General features: G+C 59.8%; 20 protein-coding genes and 1 pseudogene. 10 read left to right on the forward strand and 11 right to left on the reverse strand.

Annotated elements, in window-relative coordinates; all coding sequences use genetic code 11:
* Positions 1-109, forward strand: a pseudogene (locus I3J13_RS26050) (IS110 family transposase); the annotation flags it as partial.
* Positions 110-314: 205 nt separating this feature from the next.
* Here the strand turns inward: I3J13_RS26050 and thrS are convergent.
* The 4 genes from thrS to I3J13_RS09220 all read right to left on the reverse strand — a co-directional run bounded on the left by thrS (position 315) and on the right by I3J13_RS09220 (position 3,774).
* Positions 315-2,318, reverse strand: a complete 2,004-nt coding sequence (gene thrS / locus I3J13_RS09205; protein WP_196378633.1) for a threonine--tRNA ligase — start codon at positions 2,316-2,318, stop codon at positions 315-317.
* 125 nt (positions 2,319-2,443) lie between these two features.
* Positions 2,444-2,968 (reverse strand): DUF1697 domain-containing protein, encoded by a 525-nt coding sequence (locus I3J13_RS09210; protein ID WP_196378634.1) that lies wholly within the window; start codon positions 2,966-2,968, stop codon positions 2,444-2,446.
* Positions 2,965-3,324, reverse strand: coding sequence for a membrane protein insertion efficiency factor YidD (gene yidD / locus I3J13_RS09215; protein ID WP_196378635.1), 360 nt, complete (start codon positions 3,322-3,324; stop codon positions 2,965-2,967). The genes I3J13_RS09210 and yidD overlap by 4 nt, the downstream gene beginning before the upstream one ends.
* A 3-nt stretch (positions 3,325-3,327) precedes the next feature.
* On the reverse strand, positions 3,328-3,774 hold the full coding sequence (locus I3J13_RS09220) for an iron-sulfur cluster assembly scaffold protein (protein ID WP_003523393.1): 447 nt from the start codon (positions 3,772-3,774) through the stop codon (positions 3,328-3,330).
* A gap of 282 nt (positions 3,775-4,056) precedes the next feature.
* Here I3J13_RS09220 and folE point away from each other — a divergent pair, with 282 nt between their 5' ends.
* The 4 genes from folE (at position 4,057) to I3J13_RS09240 (ending at position 6,682) form a co-directional block, all read left to right on the forward strand.
* Entirely contained in the window at positions 4,057-4,683 is a 627-nt protein-coding gene (gene folE, locus I3J13_RS09225; RefSeq protein ID WP_003523394.1) for a GTP cyclohydrolase I FolE, read from the forward strand.
* Between the two features lie 126 nt (positions 4,684-4,809).
* The gene (hisI, locus tag I3J13_RS09230; protein ID WP_003523396.1) at positions 4,810-5,262 is read left to right on the forward strand and encodes a phosphoribosyl-AMP cyclohydrolase; all 453 of its coding nucleotides are present in this window, start codon (positions 4,810-4,812) and stop codon (positions 5,260-5,262) included.
* Between the two features lie 94 nt (positions 5,263-5,356).
* A complete protein-coding gene (locus I3J13_RS09235) occupies positions 5,357-6,298 on the forward strand; it encodes a patatin-like phospholipase family protein (RefSeq protein ID WP_020811307.1) in 942 nt (313 codons plus the stop codon).
* Between the two features lie 54 nt (positions 6,299-6,352).
* On the forward strand, positions 6,353-6,682 hold the full coding sequence (locus tag I3J13_RS09240; RefSeq protein ID WP_142779335.1) for a hypothetical protein: 330 nt from the start codon (positions 6,353-6,355) through the stop codon (positions 6,680-6,682).
* A 52-nt stretch (positions 6,683-6,734) separates the two neighbouring features.
* Here the strand turns inward: I3J13_RS09240 and I3J13_RS09245 are convergent, their stop codons facing one another.
* Complete coding sequence (locus I3J13_RS09245) at positions 6,735-7,169, reverse strand: CBS domain-containing protein (protein ID WP_003523399.1); 435 nt, start codon at positions 7,167-7,169, stop codon at positions 6,735-6,737.
* Positions 7,170-7,323: 154 nt separating this feature from the next.
* A complete protein-coding gene (locus I3J13_RS09250; RefSeq protein WP_003523400.1) occupies positions 7,324-8,061 on the reverse strand; it encodes a rhomboid family intramembrane serine protease in 738 nt (245 codons plus the stop codon).
* A gap of 354 nt (positions 8,062-8,415) precedes the next feature.
* Here I3J13_RS09250 and I3J13_RS09255 point away from each other — a divergent pair, with 354 nt between their 5' ends.
* Together I3J13_RS09255 and I3J13_RS09260 are read left to right on the forward strand one after the other, a co-directional pair.
* Positions 8,416-8,973 (forward strand): PAS domain-containing protein, encoded by a 558-nt coding sequence (locus I3J13_RS09255; RefSeq protein WP_196378636.1) that lies wholly within the window; start codon positions 8,416-8,418, stop codon positions 8,971-8,973.
* A 183-nt stretch (positions 8,974-9,156) separates the two neighbouring features.
* Complete coding sequence (locus I3J13_RS09260; RefSeq protein WP_003508056.1) at positions 9,157-9,774, forward strand: PilZ domain-containing protein; 618 nt, start codon at positions 9,157-9,159, stop codon at positions 9,772-9,774.
* 209 nt (positions 9,775-9,983) lie between these two features.
* Here the strand turns inward: I3J13_RS09260 and I3J13_RS09265 are convergent, their stop codons facing one another.
* Positions 9,984-10,250, reverse strand: a complete 267-nt coding sequence (locus I3J13_RS09265; protein ID WP_236000864.1) for a hypothetical protein — start codon at positions 10,248-10,250, stop codon at positions 9,984-9,986.
* A 239-nt stretch (positions 10,251-10,489) separates the two neighbouring features.
* On the opposite strand from I3J13_RS09265, the gene I3J13_RS09270 reads away from it, so the two are divergent.
* Positions 10,490-11,098 carry a transglutaminase-like cysteine peptidase gene (locus I3J13_RS09270; RefSeq protein ID WP_035260634.1) on the forward strand — a complete coding sequence of 203 codons (609 nt, stop codon included), beginning with the start codon at positions 10,490-10,492 and terminating at the stop codon, positions 11,096-11,098.
* Positions 11,099-11,179: 81 nt separating this feature from the next.
* Here I3J13_RS09270 and I3J13_RS09275 read toward each other — a convergent pair whose 3' ends face one another.
* Both I3J13_RS09275 and I3J13_RS09280 read right to left on the reverse strand, forming a co-directional pair.
* A complete protein-coding gene (locus I3J13_RS09275) occupies positions 11,180-11,614 on the reverse strand; it encodes a DUF1489 family protein (RefSeq protein WP_035260632.1) in 435 nt (144 codons plus the stop codon).
* Positions 11,615-11,679: 65 nt separating this feature from the next.
* Positions 11,680-13,083 (reverse strand): L-serine ammonia-lyase, encoded by a 1,404-nt coding sequence (locus tag I3J13_RS09280; protein ID WP_196378637.1) that lies wholly within the window; start codon positions 13,081-13,083, stop codon positions 11,680-11,682.
* On the opposite strand from I3J13_RS09280, the gene I3J13_RS09285 reads away from it, so the two are divergent.
* Positions 13,082-13,348 carry a hypothetical protein gene (locus tag I3J13_RS09285; RefSeq protein WP_162935857.1) on the forward strand — a complete coding sequence of 89 codons (267 nt, stop codon included), beginning with the start codon at positions 13,082-13,084 and terminating at the stop codon, positions 13,346-13,348. The two genes, I3J13_RS09280 and I3J13_RS09285, sit on opposite strands and share 2 nt — an antisense overlap.
* A gap of 391 nt (positions 13,349-13,739) precedes the next feature.
* Positions 13,740-14,090, forward strand: coding sequence for a hypothetical protein (locus tag I3J13_RS09290; RefSeq protein ID WP_196378638.1), 351 nt, complete (start codon positions 13,740-13,742; stop codon positions 14,088-14,090).
* 9 nt (positions 14,091-14,099) lie between these two features.
* Here I3J13_RS09290 and I3J13_RS09295 read toward each other — a convergent pair whose 3' ends face one another.
* Together I3J13_RS09295 and I3J13_RS09300 are read right to left on the reverse strand one after the other, a co-directional pair.
* On the reverse strand, positions 14,100-14,864 hold the full coding sequence (locus tag I3J13_RS09295; RefSeq protein ID WP_196378639.1) for a phosphodiester glycosidase family protein: 765 nt from the start codon (positions 14,862-14,864) through the stop codon (positions 14,100-14,102).
* A gap of 106 nt (positions 14,865-14,970) precedes the next feature.
* On the reverse strand, positions 14,971-15,132 hold the full coding sequence (locus I3J13_RS09300) for an entericidin domain-containing protein (RefSeq protein WP_004442283.1): 162 nt from the start codon (positions 15,130-15,132) through the stop codon (positions 14,971-14,973).
* Between the last annotated feature and the right edge of the window lie 52 nt (positions 15,133-15,184).

A 15,184-nucleotide genomic window follows, 5' to 3' on the forward strand; every position in this document is an offset into this window, starting at 1 on the left:
GCGCCTGCGCAGCAAGGGAAAACCTTTCAAACTGGCCATCGTCGCAACAATCCGGAAGCTCATCACTATCCTCAACGCCATCGCAAGGACAGATCCAGCATTTGCTTGATCATCCACGGTTGCTTGATCCGGCATCCAGCCACGGCGCGTCTGCGCCGTGAAGAGAGTCTTTCGCGATCAAGGACTTGATCGCGCTGGACCCCGGATCTAGTCCGGGGTGACGGAATGCGGTGCCCCGCTTCTGCCAATCATACCGCTGCTGAGCACATTGCCCCACAAACAAAAACGGCCCCCGAAGAGGCCGTTGTCATTTCTCACGCAGCCTGCTTCTTCGCCGCAAGCTTGCGCTTCACATCCGGCGGCGTCGCCTCATCCACGAGGCTCGTAATCGCATCTTCCAGCGACATCGGCGTCTGGTTCTGCGAACCGAGACGGCGGATGTTGACCGTGCGCTCTTCCGCTTCCTTGCGGCCGCAGACGATGATGACCGGAACCTTGGTCACCGAATGCTCGCGGATCTTGTAGTTGATCTTCTCGTTGCGGAAATCGGTCTCGACCGCCATGCCAGCCTCGCGCAGCGCTTCGGCAACCTCACGGCCGTAATCATCCGCATCCGAGGTGATCGTCGCGACGACCACCTGAAGCGGCGCGAACCACAGCGGCATATGGCCGGCGAAGTTCTCGATGAGGATGCCGAGGAAGCGCTCCATGGAGCCGCAGATGGCGCGATGGATCATCACCGGCTGCGTCTTTTCGGAGTTCTGGTCGATGTAGAAGGCGCCGAAGCGTTCCGGCAGGTTGAAGTCCACCTGCGTCGTGCCGCACTGCCATTCACGGCCGATGGCGTCCTTCAGCGTATATTCGAACTTCGGCCCGTAGAACGCGCCCTCGCCCGGCAGAATGCCGGTCTTGATGCGACCGCCGGACTGCTCCTCGATGGTCTTCAGAACATCCATCATCACGCTTTCGGCGCGATCCCAGAGATCGTCGGAACCGACGCGCTTTTCCGGACGCGTGGAGAGCTTGACGACGACTTCGCTGAAACCGAAATCCTCATAGACGGAGAGGATGAGGTCGTTGATGCGCAGGCATTCCGCCGCCATCTGCTCTTCCGTGCAGAAGACATGCGCATCGTCCTGCGTGAAGCCGCGAACGCGCATCAGGCCGTGCAGAGCGCCCGACGCCTCATAACGATGCACGGTGCCGAATTCCGCAAGGCGGACCGGCATTTCGCGGTAAGACTTCAAGCCATGCTTGAAGATCTGAACGTGACCCGGGCAGTTCATCGGTTTCAAGGCGAAGACGCGCTGATCGGCTTCCTCGTCATCGGGATGGGTGAAGGCATGGGCGGATTTCACCGCGAACATGTTTTCCTGATACCAGCCCCAGTGACCGGAGGTTTCCCACAGCGACTTGTCGAGCACCTGCGGCGCATTGACTTCCTGATAGGTATTGGCGAGCCGGCGGCGCATATAGGCCGTCAGCGTCTGGAACATGCGCCAGCCCTTGCCGTGCCAGAACACGACGCCCGGGCCTTCTTCCTGGAAATGGAACAGGTCCATTTCGCGGCCGAGACGGCGATGGTCGCGCTTTTCGGCTTCGGCCAGCACATGCAGATAATTGTCCAGCTCTTCCTGCGTCGCCCAGGCGGTACCGTAGATGCGCGACAGCATCGCATTGTTGCTGTCACCGCGCCAATAGGCCCCGGCCACCTTCATCAGCTTGAAGGCCGTGCCGATCTGCCCCGTGGAGGCCATGTGCGGACCACGGCAGAGATCGAACCAGTCGCCCTGATAATAGATCTTCAGGTCCTGACCTTCCGGAATGGCGTCGACCAGCTCGACCTTGTAGTTCTCGCCCTTGGCGGCGAACACTTCCTTGGCCTTCTCGCGCGACCAGACCTCGCGGGTAAACGGCTTGTTGCGCAGAATGATTTCCTTCATGCGCTTTTCGATCTTCGGCAGATCTTCCGGCGTGAAGGGTTCGTTCTTGGCGAAGTCGTAATAGAAGCCGTTTTCGATGACAGGGCCGATCGTCACCTGCGTGCCGGGCCACAGTTCCTGCACGGCTTCAGCCATGACGTGCGCGGCATCGTGGCGGATGAGTTCCAGCGCACGCCCGTCTTCACGCGTGACGATCTCGATTTTGCCATCGGTGATGGTCTCGGACAAATCGCGCACGGTGCCGTCAAGCGCAATGGCGACAGCCTTCTTGGCAAGCGATTTGGAGATGGATTCGGCGACCTCGCGGCCGGTCGTACCGGCGGGGTAGCTGCGCACGGATCCATCGGGAAATGTAAGGGAAACAGCTTCAGACATTGTCTAATCTCCTGTCCAGTCCCGCCAACGAATGCGGGTGGTGTTGGAATAATGATTTGCCCGCGACAAGCGGACAGGCAGGCTGATAAAGGCTTTTGCCATTGCAGTCAAAGGCGAAGGATCGCTCAGCGAAGCATTTGCGCGAGACCATTGACCGTATTGGCGTTGCGGGTCGTGCCGATACCGAGCCTTTTGGTGGTCAGCACGGACAGCAGCCTGCTCTCGCTCGGCTTGCCGCAAAAATCGATCCATAGATCGCCGCCGGCAAGAGCGATCTTTTCCCTCCCGCGGTATTTCTCCAGCAATTCGAGGACGCCGTTGTCCAGCGGCGCCCGCATCACCCGAACGCAGACATCCGGCGGATTGCCCTGGGCGAAGGGATTGTCCGCCGCCAGTTTCAGCCAGTCGCTCCCCGAACGAACGAGAATATCGACATGTTTGCCGAAGCGGTCCTCGAAGGCGCGCTCCAGCCTCTCCTCAATCTCACGAACAGGTGCCGCCCCGGCGCGAAAAACCAGATTTCCAGTCGCGACAAGGGTTCTGCATTCGGCAAATCCCAGCTCTTCCGCCAATGCCCGCAGATCGGCCATGACGAGCCGCTTGCCCGCGCCGAGCACGATGCTGTGCAGCAGGGCCACATAGTCATTCATCGATGCAGGCTCCAGTAACGCCACGGCATCCACCAGTGCCTGCTGCCATCGAGCACTTCCGGCACCGGGTCCAGCCCGCTGGTGCCGCCCGGCCCGCAGCGCGCGACGCGAAACAGCGTCATCCAGCCGCCGGCCCACAATCCGTGTCGGGCAATGGCTTCATAGCCATATTCGGAACAGGTGGGGATATGGCGGCAGGAATTCCCGATGAAGCCGGATAGCGTCAGCTGATAAAGCCGAATGAAACCGACGCCCAGAAGCCGCCCCGGCGTTTTGGCAAAGCTGCCCGTCCAGTTGCGGGATCGGCCCGCTTTTTCCGCCGTTTGCTGGTGCCGGCAGCCCGGTTCGCCGCACATTGCCTAACCCGCGGCGTTGAGAGCCGGCCGCCCCTCGATCTGGTCGAGCGCATCGACCACCGCTTCGAAAGTCAGCATGGTGGAGGCGTGGCGCGCTTTGAAATCGCGGACGGGCTGAAGCACCCGCATATCCTCGAAACGGCCCGTCGGCCCTTCGCCGTCCTGTTTCAGCATGGCGAGCATGTCTTCCCGCGCCTGCCGGATTTCGCCGCTGGAAGCCCCGATGATGTGGTGCGCCATGATGGAGGCGGAGGCCTGGCCGAGCGCGCAGGCGCGAACCTCATGCGAAAACGCGGTCACGATACCGCCTTCGACCTTCAGATAGACCTTGAGCTTGGAGCCGCACAGCCGGGAGTGTTTCTCGGCGCTGGCGTCGGCATCCTCAAGAACGCCGATGAGCGGAATATTTCCGGCAAAGTCCAGAATGCGATTATTGTAGATATCGTCCATCGTCGGTGCCCGGCGCGCTCAAGATTGCCCAAAAACAGGACAGGTCAAATTTTTCAAACACAGCGTTTGTCGCAGTGAAGCTTTCCTGCCCTTCATTCTCATTATATGCTAACGAGCTTTCTGGACATCAAGCCGTGATGAAATTAACGGCTCCGATACCGAAATAACAGCATCGGTCTTGCCAAAATGCTGTAAAACAACCAGATAGCAGCAACTGCGAACAAGAGTTCGCGATGAAAAACGAATTCAGGTGCGGCCTTTACCCGCATCGGGAGAGACGGAATGGATGCGATCGTGAAGAATTTCCCCGGCGCTGGCGCAAAACCCGACGTGGCAGAAGCTCGCCCAAGCCAGGCCGAAGCGGAAGAAGCAGTGCGCGTTCTTCTGCGCTGGGCAGGAGAAAATCCCGCCCGCGAAGGACTTCTGGATACGCCGAAGCGCGTCGCCAAGGCCTATCGCGAGCTTTTTGCCGGTTATGAGCTGAACGTTCAGGACGTGCTCGGCACGACCTTCGAGGAAGTCGGCGGTTATGACGATGTGGTGCTGGTGCGCGACATCCCCTTCTTCTCCCATTGCGAACACCATATGGTGCCGATCGTCGGCAAGGCGCATGTCGCCTATCTTCCGGCGGGCCGCGTGCTCGGCCTGTCGAAGATCGCCCGCGTCGTCGAAATCTTCGGCCGCCGCCTGCAGACGCAGGAAAACATGACCGCGCAGATCGCCAGATCGATCGAGGAAACCCTGAAACCGCGCGGCGTGGCCGTCATGATCGACGCCGAACATATGTGCATGTCCATGCGCGGCGTAAACAAGCAGGGGTCGACGACGCTGACCACCAGCTTTACCGGTGTGTTCAAGAACGATCCGGCCGAACAGGTGCGCTTCATGACCATGGTGCGGAACCGCTAAGCGCCGGACCGAAGGCCGTAACGCGGTTTTCGGAAAATCCGATGCGCAAGAAAATCCAGAGTGGCGGAGGCAGCTCCGTTTATCCGCCGCTCCCGTCGTTCCGCCAGTTGATTTTCCGGGGTTACCATGTCCATTCCCTTTCCATCCGCCCCTGCGGATAAGGAAGTGCTCGAAAACGCAGGTCTTTTTTCGCCGAAATTCGATGCGCACGGCCTCGTCACCGCCGTTGTCACCGATGCGCGTGACGGCGAGTTGCTGATGGTCGCCCATATGAATGCGGAAGCCCTGTCGCTGACGCTGGAGACCGGCATCGCCCACTATTACAGCCGTTCGCGCGACAAGATCTGGAAGAAGGGCGAAACGTCGGGCAATCTGCAGACGGTGAAGGAATTCCGCACCGATTGCGATCAGGACGCCGTGTGGCTGAAGGTCTCCGTCGCCGGCCATGACGCGACCTGCCACACCGGTCGCCGCTCCTGTTTTTATCGCACGGTCGAACTCTCCGACGGCCAGGCGGTGACGAAGATCACCGACGATACCCGCCATTTCGATCCGGCGACCACCTATTCCGCAACTTGAACGGCCACCTTCCATCGGCCGCACCAATTTGCTACCAATATAGCGGGTTCCGGGGATAGGACGGAGCCTGAAGGAACTGGCAGGGAGTGCGGTCATGTTGGGATGGGGAAATCGTCACAATCAACTTTCGGCTGGCAATCCCGAAGCCTTCGGCAACGAACCGCCGGTCACCCAGATCGTCGACACGCGCAGGATAGCGCTCGCCCTTGGCGGCGGGGCTGCACGCGGCTGGGCCCATATCGGCGTCCTGCGGGCGCTGGATGAGGCCGGGGTGAAGATCGGCATGATCGCCGGCACCTCGATCGGCGCGCTGGTCGGCGGTTGTTATCTCGCCGGCAAGCTCGATGAGCTGGAAGAATTCGCCCGCTCGCTGACGATGCGCCGCATTGCCGGCCTGCTCGATCTCACCATCGGCGGCGGCGGACTCTTCGGCGGCATGCGGCTGACCAAGCGCATGCAGGAACATCTGGAAGGCCTGCGCGTCGAAAACCTCGACCATCCCTTCATCGCCGTCGCGACGGAACTGCGCACCGGCCACGAGGTCTGGATTCACCAGGGCGATCTCGTCACCGCGCTGCGCTCTTCCTATGCGCTGCCGGGCATTTTCGAACCCGTGCAGTGCAACGGCCGCACCCTGATCGACGGCGCGCTCGTCAACCCCGTGCCGGTTTCGGTCTGCCGGGCCTATGAGCAGGCGCTGGTCGTCGCGGTCAATCTGAATTACGATCTTTTCGGCCGCTCCGCCGTGGTCAAGCACGCCGCCTCGCCATCGCATGGGGGCGTCGCACCGGCGGTGGAAAGCCCGCCGCGTCCCGGCCTGCCAGGCGTCATGGTGCAGGCCTTCAACATCATTCAGGACAGGATTTCACGCTCGCGCCTGGCGGGCGACCCGCCCGACCTGATGCTTCACCCCCGCATCAACGATATCGGCCTCTCGGAATTCCATCGCGCCAGCGAAGCCATCGACCGGGGATATGAGGAAACGCGCTCCCGCATTCCGGAGCTCGAGCGCATGCAGCAGGCTTTCCGGCGCTAGCGCCCTGCTTTAAGCACGAAACGAATAGATGAAACGCCCAGCCGTGGTGAGACCATGTATTGGTATATCTCAGTCCTGCCCCCGACCGACGAAAACACACTGTGCGACACGAATCGATTGGTCGGGTTTCTGGAAGAACAACCTGAACTCAAACGGACTAACGATGTCAGCTTTGCGTCGGCGGAGGGTCAGCCCTGGATTGACATCACCATTGTGAAAGGAACGGCCGATGGCAACTGGTCAAGCAGCGGCAAATTCATTTCACAGTTCAATCGGGTTGAAATTGTCTGCGCCGATTGTCCTCAGCGAGACTTCTACGTGGACATATCCACCAAAATAGCCGACTTTCTTCAATGGCGATACGTGACGGAAGGCGATGTATGAGTCCCGGCCCGAGACTGAAGCTTTTCCAGCTGTCTGACGCCGGGACGCAAGATCACCCGGCAATATAGGCCTTGATGTGCTCCGCTTCGGCTTCGATTTCGCCAATCCGCGCCTTCACCACGTCACCGATGGAGATGATGCCGGCAAGGCGGCCGTTCTCTTCAACCGGCACATGCCTGAAGCGCCCGCCCGTCATGATTTCCATCAGCTCATCGGTGGTGGAATTGTGATGACAGCGAATGACATTCTTGGTCATGGCCACCGACACGGATTGCTGGAGGGAAGCGGCACCCTGGCCCGCCACGGCCTTTACCAGATCGCGCTCCGTGAAGATGCCGAGAACGACGCCATCGGCGTCGGTCACGACGACGGAACCGATCTTATGCGCGTGCAGCGTTCCCGCCGCTTCGCCGATGCTGACCTCCGGACCGACAGTCACGACGTCCCGGCCCTTGCGGTCGAGAAGATCCTTTACGAATGTTGGCATGCCTTCCTCCTCTTTTCAGCGATACGCAGCGCCGCAGTCTCCCCCGGCGGTTGCAAATCATGGGATATGGTGCGCTGAGGTCCGCATGAATGCAATCCCGGATGGGACGCGCGAAAGCAAATTTGCGCCACGGCCGACAAGGAGCGTGATCGGCTCAGACCAAGCGTCGATCGAAAAGCCCGAAGAACAGGAAGCCGAGCAGAAAGCCGAAGACATGCGCATCCCAGGCGATTTCACCGCCGACATCGCCGAACAGCGGCACGCCGACCGCGATCAGCACATTGCCGAACAGCCACATCAGCGTGAAGATCAGCACGGTGCGGTTGGAAAGCGCCCCAAGAATGCTCTGTCGCGGCATCAGATGACCGAAGGAGGCGCTATATCCGCCACGCGCAGGGAAAGCGAAGCGGCAGGCCGCCCCCATCAGCGCCGAAACCACACCGGACGCCCCGATCAGCACCGTCACATCGCCCCAGTTCAACGCCGCATGACCGAAGGCGGAAACGGCGGCGGAAATGCACCATAACAGCACGAAGCGCACTGTTCCGATCCGGCGCAGAACCGGCGCGCCGAAGGCCATCAGCCACAATCCGTTAAAGAGAATGTGCTCGATGCCGCCATGCAGGAAAGAATAGGTCACCGGCGTCCAGAGCCATTCCAGCCCCTGCTGGGAAAACGGCACCGCATAACGCAGCGGAATGAAGCCGAAGGTGAAGATGAACCAGCCATTGCCTTCCTCCGACAGAAGATAGGCGGGAACCACATAAGCGACGATCAGCGCGGCCAGGATGCCCACCAGCAGCGATGGCAGGTTGAAGACGGGATTGTTCGTGTCGTCTTTCGGCTCCGGCGTTTCCGAAACCGGCGGCTGTTCGCCGTCCCCGTAGGACATGATCCCATCCCTGTCTTGGTCGAATTTTGCGTTCCCCGAGCAATATAGGAAGCCCGAACGAAAAAAAAGCCGTCCCGCCTTCGAAGCGCTCGACGCCCAAACCGCTATCGGCAAGGGCGCCGGGCCGCGGGCGGTCCGGCTTGCGGGCCCGCCTTAAAATAACAGGCGACGCCATCGAATTGTGCTGACGGAGCTTTCCCCGACATGGCCGCACCGATGCCACGACTATCGCCACCGGGCAATATCAACCCTTTGCTAACCTTAACAAATCCGCTTGGCATGAAAATCGCTACACCTCCAGATACAGACGTTCGGATGGACATGATGTCCCAAAAACGAACATGGAGAGATGCTATGAAGAGCATGGCCGGACTGGACATATATGCCTATTGGGATGAACTGCGTGGCAAGCGATCGGCCCCGCGACGCGAGGACATCGATCCAGCAAAGCTGAAACATCACCTTGGCGATCTTTTTATCCTCACGGACAAGGGAGAGAACACCCCGTTCTTCCGCCTTGCCGGTACTCGTCTTTGCGATCTGTTCGGCCGGGAATTGCGGGATCGCCCGTTTTCGGAATTGTGGCAGCCGGCAAATGCCGTCTTCCCCTGCCGTGTCGCGCGCGGCATCCTGCACCACCAGTTGCCCGTGGTCTTCGATGTCGAGGCAGAGGACAGCTATGGCGCGGCGCCGCTGGCATTCGAAATGCTGCTCCTGCCGCTGCGCACCGATCCCGACGCCGCCCCAAGGTTGCTCGGAGCGCTGCTTGCGGAGCGGCCGCGGCACCAATTCGCCGCGCCCATCCAGTGCCTGTCCATGAAAAGCAGCCGCCTGCTGCGCCTGGACATCGCGCCGGCAGGGTATCCGGTGAACAAGGGGGCCGAGGATACAACCCGCGCCGAAAGCTGCTGACGGACCTGTTCCAACGCTCTCCGCCCCTCCGGGAGAGGTCCAGCAGCACCGGAATCTCAAAAAAATACGTCAGAACTGTAACGATATTGCCGATCAGAAAAATTGTAGAGATTAAACAATACAGTCTGTTAACTCGCGCAGGGTAGAAACTTACCGTCATCATTCATTACAATTGCGCTGCCCATGTTTTCGTCCCGCTCGGTCAACACCGCCCAAATCCTGCGTCCGGTTGAGGAAGCTCATCTCGACGACGCCGTCCGTGTGTCCTTCACCGGCCGCCTGATGTTGCCCGATCATGAAGAATATGATTGCACCGCGACCGAGATGACCGCCGAAAGGGCGCAGTTCACCTGCTCGGGCATTGCCCGCCACGGTGACCGCGTCATCGCCTATCTCCAGCATATCGGCCGGATCGAAGGCACGGTGACGTCGCTCACCGCATCGGGCTTCCTCATCGCCATCAACGCGCCGGAGCGCAAGCGGGAAAAACTCGCCGCGCAGCTCGCCTGGATCGCCAAGCGTCAATTGCTCGGCCTGCCGGAAGACCGCCGCCACGACCGCCTGACGCCGCGCAACGCGAGAGCCCAGCTCGTTCTGGAAGACGGCGTGCTCGTCGCCTGCAGGTTGATCGACCTTTCCCTGTCGGGCGCGGCAATCGAGATCGAAAACCGGCCGCCGCTCGGAAGCCGGGTCCAGCTCGGCAAGAACATGAGCGGCAAGATCGTGCGCCACTTCATGGAAGGCGTCGCCGTCGAATTCGACCGCGTCCAGTCGCCCGACGCACTGATCGAATTTCTTTAAGTAGTTCCACCCGGACACGACAGGTTTTGCGCCCGTAAGAATGCGTGCAGCATTTTCGGCGCGTTTCGCGCTCGCCCCAATCGCATAATTGCGAAGATTCCCGGACGGCGCCTTGGCAGTCAATGCTCCGTCTTCGGCCATATCGGGTTCACCAGCCGCTCCTGGCGTCAGGTGCTTTATTCTCACTTCTCGCTACCGAACTCCCATTTTCATACCCTGACGCCTATGGCATGCGGCAGACCGACCTGGATCCACCATAGTCGGTAAAAAAGGATGAGCGCGGCGGAACATGTTGCGCCCTTGGCCAGATCATCAACGGCACGAAAATCGCTCCGCAAAACTTTTTTCCAGAAAAAATGCAGTTTTTTTGAAGTTTTTTTGTCGCTTTTTCCGGCCTGTTCCAGCCTGAAACAGCCATCCCAAAACGGGAAATCCACCTCTTCGCCACGCGCCGCAAGCCGGCCGCGCGCGACCAAGGAAACCGCGTGACGCCGAAAACCGCTATCAATACAGCGGTCTAGATGGCTACCAAAAGCCTAAAGCCAGGATGCGTAAAATTGTAATAAAATTTGCTTCAAACACGCATAAAAACTAGTTCGAATACAGTTCAAAACAACGGCTAATTTGCTGAAATTTAAGCTCAAATTGCGCTTCGCAAATTTCCGCCGGGTCAAAATATACCTGCGAATGTCTCCTCACCACGGGGAGACAAGCAATGAACAAGAACAACCGTTTCGTTTTCACTCTGATCGCATTCATCGTCAGCGCCTTCGCGCATCAGGCAAGCGCCTCGCCGGCCGCCGTCATGCGCGTCATCGGCAAGGCCAATCCGCCGATCGGCCACTATGAATTCTGCCAGACCTATCAGAGCGAATGCCAGCCGACCTCGCTGGACAACGGCCCGATGAAGCTGACCGAAGAGCGCTGGAAGACGATGCTCGACGTCAACTACACCGTCAACACCACCATCACGCCGATGACCGACATGGAAATCTATGGCGTCGAAGAACGCTGGGCCTATCCCACCACGGTCGGCGATTGCGAAGACTTCGTGCTCCTGAAGCGCAAGATGCTGATGAACAAGGGCTTCTCCGCCTCCAACCTGTTGATCACCGTGGTTCTGCAGCCGAATGGCGAAGGCCACGCCGTTCTGACCGTCCGCACCGATCGTGGCGATTTCGTTCTCGACAACATGCGCAACAAGGTCATGAACTGGTCGGAAACCGAATATACCTACCTGAAGCGTCAGGACACCGCCAATCCCGGCCGCTGGGTGAAAATTCAGGATGGCCGCGCCACCAATGCGGTCGGCGGCATCAACTGACCGCACGACCGGCCCGTCTCCCCAAATGAAAAAGCCGGCTCCGCAAGGGGCCGGCTTTTTCATTTTCAAATCCGTTAAGCGTCAGAGCAGCCCAAGCTCCGCCAGTTCCCGCCTGAGATCGGAAGGCATATCCTCGCCGCCCGTGCCGCCGCCGAGATCGCGGGGCGCCTCGTCGTCCTTCAGGTAACGCCAGCCCTGAAACGGGCGCTTCGGCGCAGGTGAGGTTTCGATAACCTCCGGGCCGAGAATGAGATCGCAGCGGGAAATGCCGTCTTCGCCCTTGAAGGAGCGGATATCGAGAAGTTTCTGCCGCGCCTGCACCTGCCCCTTGATGACCCAGTAGAGCGAACCGCCCTCGAGCAATTCCTCGACACGTTTCGGGATCATCCGGGTGGTGTGGACGCTGTGCGGCTCAAGGCCCGCGGCAATTGCAGTCAGAGCACGATGCGCGACCCAGTCTCTCAAGTCCTGGATTGAATCCGCGCCGACGCAAAGTTTGATGAGATGTAGAGGCATGGTTCTATCAATGCCTTTTTGCGGCGGGCGTCAAGCATGGCAACCATGCCTGACGCCCTGCCCGCTCAGCACTCCACAACGTTCACGGCAAGGCCGCCGGTGGAGGTTTCCTTGTATTTCTCGCTCATGTCGTTGCCGGTCTGGCGCATGGTCTCGATACAGGCGTCGAGCGGCACGAAATGCTGGCCGTCGCCCTTCAGCGCCAGCGAGGCCGCCGTCACCGCTTTCACCGCGCCCATGGCATTACGTTCGATGCACGGCACCTGCACAAGCCCGGCAATCGGATCGCAGGTCATGCCGAGATGATGCTCGAGCGCGATCTCGGCGGCATTTTCCACCTGTTCCGGCGATCCGCCCATGACCGCGGCAAGGCCCGCCGCCGCCATGGCGGAAGCCGAGCCCACTTCGCCCTGACAGCCCACTTCCGCGCCTGAAATCGAGGCATTGTGCTTGATGATGCCGCCAATGGCGGCCGCCGTCAGCAAAAAGTCGCGCACGTCATCGACGCTCGCATCCTCATGGAAATGCCGGAAATATCTGACGGTGGCAGGAACGACGCCTGCCGCACCGTTGGTCGGCGCGGTCACCACGCGGCCGCCGGCGGCATTTTCCTCGTTCACCGCCATGGCGTAGACGCTCAGCCAGTCATTGGCCATGACCGGGTTCAGCCGGTTGCTGCGCCATTCCGCATTCAGCTTCTCGTAAATGGAGCGGGCGCGGCGGCGCACCTTCAGGCCGCCAGGCATGATGCCGTCCACTTTCAGCCCGCGCTCGATGCAGCCGTTCATCGCTTCCCAGATATGGTCGAGACGCTCGTTCAGCTCCTCGCGGGAAACCACCGTCTCCTCGTTGGCGCGCTTCATCTGGGCGATGGTGCGGCCGGAACGGGCCGCCATATCCAGCATTTCCCGCGCTGTGGCGAAGGGATAGGGCACGCGCGGACCGTTATCGATGGTCTTGCCGCGCTGCTTGATCGCCTCCAGCTCCGTATCGGTCACGACGAAACCGCCGCCGACGGAATAATAGATGCGCTTGATGAGCAGCCTGCCCTGATTGTCGAAGGCGGAGAAGGTCATGCCGTTGGCATGGCCGGGCAGCGGGTTCTTCTTGTCGAAGACCAGATCTTCGGCCGGGCGGAACACATAGGACGGATGGCCGGGCGGCGTCACGGCGCCGGCCTTTTCCACCGTCTCGATGATGGCGTCCATCGCATCGGGATCGACGATATCCGGCCGTTCTCCGGTGAGGCCGAGAATGACGGCACGCCCGGTACCGTGGCCGATGCCGGTAAAGGCGAGCGAGCCATGCAGGCTGACCTTCAGCTGCGCAACGGCCGCGCCTGCCGGCCGCGGCCACTCATCGCTGAGGATCAGCGCCAGAAAGCGGTTGGCTGCCGTCATCGGCCCCATCGTATGGGAACTCGAAGGACCGATACCGATCTTGAAGACGTCAAAGACCGAAAGAAACATGAAGTTCGCCTTGAATAAGAATGGATTCCACCACCATCATATCCAAAGCCGAAACGGATCGCCACAAAAGAGCGTCAGCGGTTTGCGCAGCTGCGACATAATCGCTTTCAAACGAAAACAGCACGGTTTCCAAAGGAAAACCGCGCCGTTTCAAAACCCGTCATTCAGGAGAGATGCTTATGGGCTGCCAAAAATGTACGTCAATGCGAGAAAAGCGGCAAAGCCTGCAAGTGCGCGCAAGGTGACGCCCCAGCAGGATTTCTGAGCGGTTTCTTCCATGATTACTCCAGCTATTCACTCTCCGGGGGATCTTCAAGACCCGGCCCGTTGAGGCAAGCATTTATTAAAATCCGGCGGCGAAGGCAAATGCAAAAAGCGGCTAAATGAAGGCGTTTTTGACAGGCTGCCATTCGCCCCGTGCATAGGTATGTGAAAAAACAAGGCGTTAGCGTGAGGCCCGCATAAGCGCCATTTTGGCGATCGCCGCAATTTGGACTAAAGTGTAACTGTTATTTAAAGCTTATGCACAAACGCCTGTTGAAAACCCCGGCCGCCGGCACGTTACGGTCGAACTTCCCGCGCTGAAATACTGCGCCTTGAAAGGGCGTAACCTGTGCTTTATCGACGATGGCAACGGCAACGATGCGAGTCACCCCATGCAGCAGGCATCCTCCTTCCCTGATCGCGAAACGGTCGCATCGAAGCTCACTTCGCTTGCAAGCGAGGATAAAGCCTGGGTGCTGCTGTTGATGGAAAACGCCCTGCAGGACGAAAACCTGCTGGCAGGCCTCAATCTTTATCTCGACCAGCAGACCAATGCCCGCTTCCTCAACAGCCTGAAGCTGGAAACAACCGGCGAATGGCTTGGCGGCAATGCCCCCGCCCGGCTGCAGATCCGCATCACGGAAACCGCAAGGGCGAGCCAGCACCCGGCCTATCTCGCCTTCCGCAAGGGGCTGACGGCATCGGCCGGTCTCGAAAAAGCCTATCCCAAGGCGCCGATCTGATCGTTCAGGCTAATCCGGCACCCTGTCGACAACGGCGATGATCGGCCCCATCAGGAACAGCGAGTCCCGCCTTTTCATTGCGGGAATATCGACGCTGGATATGGTGCCGTCGAGATAGAGCGCATTCGGCGCGTCCAGCACATCCCTGAACAGCGTGGCGAAATCGTAAAAGCGCACGGTATTTTCCGAAATGGCGAAATGCACAATGCCGTCGCGGGAAACGCCGACGCCGTTACGCCGCTTCAGACTATCGCTATCGGGCAGAAAGCGCGGATGCAGCTTGCCATCGATGACGAGCATCGGCCCGGATTGCGTGGCGAAGTCCGGCTGGGGATCCGCTGCCAGATAGGCCTGCGTTTCCAGCACGCCGGCCGCGGCCCCCTTCAGATAAAACACGCCATTTGGCAGAAGATGAAAATTGCCCCAGCCGCCGCCGGTGCTGATCGGCGAGCGTTCGATGCCATTTTCGATAAAGAGCCCGACGGGGGAATAGTCCGAATGGTACATGCCGCCGTTCATGGCGAAGACGCTGAACATGTGCTGCCGCCACAGCGCAGACGAGAGAGCGGCGAATGAACCATATCCCTCGCCGGAGACATGATCGCGGTCGTAAATCCGGATGGTGCTTTTTGCCGGATCGAAACTGCAGACGGTATAACGACCGCCGGCATGGTCCATGATCCTGCAGAAATCTGCCTGCCCGCCGGCCTGAGCCGAAAACGGCAAAAGCAAAGGCAACAGCAGCTTCGCCAGTCTTTTCATCGATCCGTTCATGCCCGCCCCGTGATTCTCGTCGGGGCACATTCGCAGGAAAATTCGGTCAAAGAAAAGGCGTCACCCGTGTTTCAGGGTGACGCCGGACCTTTAAGGGGAGATGTCGTCAGCGACGGGCGGCGCGGTCCACACTTCGGCCGGCATCCTGCGTCGCGTCGACGGCGTTCGCCGTGTCCCGGCCCATGCCGCGAATGGTGTTGCCGCAGGAACTCAGGGTGACAACGGTCAACAAAGCCACGAAAACGGTCGAAAGAATGCGTGTGATCATGTGAAACTACTCCCCTATGACTTGCCGTCCAAAGGCAAGTACCGATGTGATA

The sequence above is a fragment of the Agrobacterium leguminum genome (assembly GCF_015704895.1).
GTDB lineage: Bacteria > Pseudomonadota > Alphaproteobacteria > Rhizobiales > Rhizobiaceae > Agrobacterium > Agrobacterium leguminum.